This is a genomic window from Longimicrobium sp. (genome assembly GCF_036554565.1).
Lineage (GTDB): Bacteria > Gemmatimonadota > Gemmatimonadetes > Longimicrobiales > Longimicrobiaceae > Longimicrobium.
Map to the genome: position 1 here is coordinate 1 of NZ_DATBNB010000187.1, position 2,504 is coordinate 2,504.

The following is a 2,504-nucleotide window of genomic DNA, read 5'->3' on the forward strand; positions in this document are numbered from 1 at the left end:
TGGACGCCGAGCTCAAGATCTTCATCACGGGCGGAACCCACATCGCCAAGCGCTTCAACAAGAAGCTGAGCATCTACGAGCTGCAGACCGTGCTCGCCACTTACGTTCTCCGGTAGCGGCAAGCGATGAAGCCCACCCTCCCCCGCCCGGCGCTGGTGCTGGTGGGCTGGGACGGCGGCCACGCGATCTGCGTTTTCGGCCCCGTCCCCGGCGGATGGGGACGGCGGATGTCACGCAGTGGAGGGATCGTGCGTTTACGGGATGGAACCGCCCACGATCTCCCGATGATTCCGAGGACCTGATCATGAACCGCAAGCTCGCCGTCTACGCCGCACTTCTCGCCCTGCCGCTCGCCGCCTGCGAAGAGCCGGACGGCGGCCCCTCGTACCTGCGCGCGTCGCTGAGCGGCGCCGTCGCCGAAGAGTACAATGGGAGCGCCGAGTGGCACGTGGGCAGCCCCGGCCCGGACCAGCAGATGTTCCAGATGGTTTCGCAGGGGATGGCCACGGACAGCAAGGACGACCAGTTCGCATTGACGTGGTGGGACGGCGGCCGTATGACCGAGGGGCGCTACCCCGTCGCCCTGGTGGACCTGGGCGACCACCATGACGCCCGCTTCATCGACGGGCTCACCATCCAGTACTTCCGCGAGGTGAACGGGCAGAGGGAGCAGTTCGTCGCCGACGGCGGCTTCGTGGAGATTACACGCTCCGATGAAAACGAAGTCTCGGGCACGTTCACCATCACCGCCTTCCGCTACTGCATGATGCGGGAGCGCACCGACTACGAGGCGCCGGAGTGCGCCCAGCGTTGGCAGGACGTCAAGAACACGCCCCGCATCACCGTCACCGGCACGTTCGTGTCGACGAAGTTCAATCCGGGGCCGGTCAGGATGGACTAATCCGGGCCGCGGGCCCCCTGGCCTGAACGAACGAATGGGCGCCGCGGAGAGATTTCTCCGCGGTGCCCATTGCCGTCAGCCCTGGCCCCCCAACTCCTCCCGCTTCAGCAGCATGTCTTTGAAGCCGTCGGGGCTGGTGCCGGGCGGCAGCCAGGTAATTTCGCCGAAGCCGTTCTCGGGAGTGATGATGGACTCCTCCTCGGGAATGGCGCCGCCGCGAACCTGGTCGATGCCGCCGTTGGTCCAGGTCTGTCCGTCGAGCTTCTGGTTTCGCCGGTTGATGGGCTCCACACAGAACAAGCGGCCCGACCTGTGGTCTCGGATGAAGTAGCGTCCCGTGCTGCTCATGCGTTCTCCTAGGTGCTGATTGCCGTGTGGTGGACGATGTTCGTCTCCGCCGGCGCGGCACCCCGGAGGGCGGCGCTCAGCCGGGCGCGTTCTGGTTCATGTTGCACCTCGCCGCAACTGCGTGGTCGGCCTTTGCGCCCAGGCGGCGCACGAAAAAAGGAGTCGCGTCCCGGATCGACGTACAGGCACGGGTGATGGTTTTCACCCGGCATCCGCCGTTCAGGGACGCGACTCCCGGCCGCACTTCTACACAGTTCGGGTGATCGCTGTCAGTCGTCCACGCGGCGACCGACGGAGTCACGTGGCACTGTCACAAACCGCGACGCTCGCGGATTCCTCTTCCGAAAGCCGCGGGCGACCGGCCCGTCGCGGCAGTGTAGATTGGGTGCACGTCACAAACCGCCGGCCTGGCGGATTCCTCCCCAGACGTGACCGACCCGGACCCGCAGAGGCCGTGAGCTTCGAGGCGCTCTTCCATCGCATGTACCCGTCGCTCTACCGCTACGCCTACCGGCTGACCGGCGACACCGACGCGGCGGACGACGCCGCGCAGGAATCGTTCGTCCGGCTGCTCGACAACGGAATTCCGCACGACCGGGCGGACAGTTGGCTGTTCACCGTGGTCACCAACCTGGTGCGCCAGCGGGGGAACAAGGTGGCACGGCAGCAGCGGCTGCTCGCCATCTCGCCACCCACCCCCACGGCCCCGGCGCGCCCGGACGAAGCCGCGGAGCGCGCCGACGAGATCGCCCGGGTCCGAGCCGCGCTCGACGGGCTGGGTGAGCGCGACAGGCAGATGCTGCTGATGCGGCAGGAGGGCTTCAGCTACGCCGAGATCGCCCGGGCCGTGGACGTGGCGCCGGGCTCGGTCGGAACGCTGCTGGTGCGGGCGCTGGAGGAGTTCGCGAAAACCTATGGGACCAGGGAGGGCGGTGATGATGCACGCGGCTGAGGGGACACTCCTGGAAATGCTCGACGGGCGCCTGCCGCGGCTGCATTACGCCCAGCTGCAGGCGCACGTGGCGGAATGTGCCAGTTGCGCGGCGGAACTGGACCGGCTGCGGCGCCTTTCCGTCACCTTCCACGGCGCCATGGCCGTCCTGGACCCGCCCGCCCCCACCCGCGCCGCGTACGCCGCCGTTCGCAGCCGCCGGCGCGGGGGATGGATGACGGACACCCGCCGCACCCTAGCCAGGGCGGCCATGCTCGTCCTAGGCGTGGTGGGCGTGGCCTCGGCCACGCTGCCGGGCTCGCC

4 protein-coding genes are annotated in these 2,504 nt (G+C 68.2%); 3 read left to right on the forward strand and 1 reads right to left on the reverse strand.

All coding sequences use genetic code 11. From position 1 onward, the window contains the following. The first annotated feature begins 304 nt into the window (after positions 1–304). Entirely contained in the window at positions 305–901 is a 597-nt protein-coding gene (locus tag VIB55_RS05095; protein ID WP_331875586.1) for a hypothetical protein, read from the forward strand. 75 nt (positions 902–976) lie between these two features. On the opposite strand, the gene VIB55_RS05100 is transcribed toward VIB55_RS05095, so the two are convergent. Further along, complete coding sequence (locus VIB55_RS05100) at positions 977–1,249, reverse strand: hypothetical protein (protein ID WP_331875587.1); 273 nt, start codon at positions 1,247–1,249, stop codon at positions 977–979. Between the two features lie 454 nt (positions 1,250–1,703). Between VIB55_RS05100 and VIB55_RS05105 the strand changes: the two genes are divergently transcribed. Together VIB55_RS05105 and VIB55_RS05110 are read left to right on the forward strand one after the other, a co-directional pair. Continuing rightward, positions 1,704–2,201: a sigma-70 family RNA polymerase sigma factor gene (locus VIB55_RS05105; protein ID WP_331875588.1), complete on the forward strand. Its 498-nt coding sequence runs from the start codon at positions 1,704–1,706 to the stop codon at positions 2,199–2,201. Next, positions 2,185–2,504, forward strand: a 320-nt coding sequence (locus VIB55_RS05110) for an anti-sigma factor family protein (RefSeq protein ID WP_331875589.1), incomplete at its 3' end; no start/stop codon positions are given. The genes VIB55_RS05105 and VIB55_RS05110, both read left to right, overlap by 17 nt.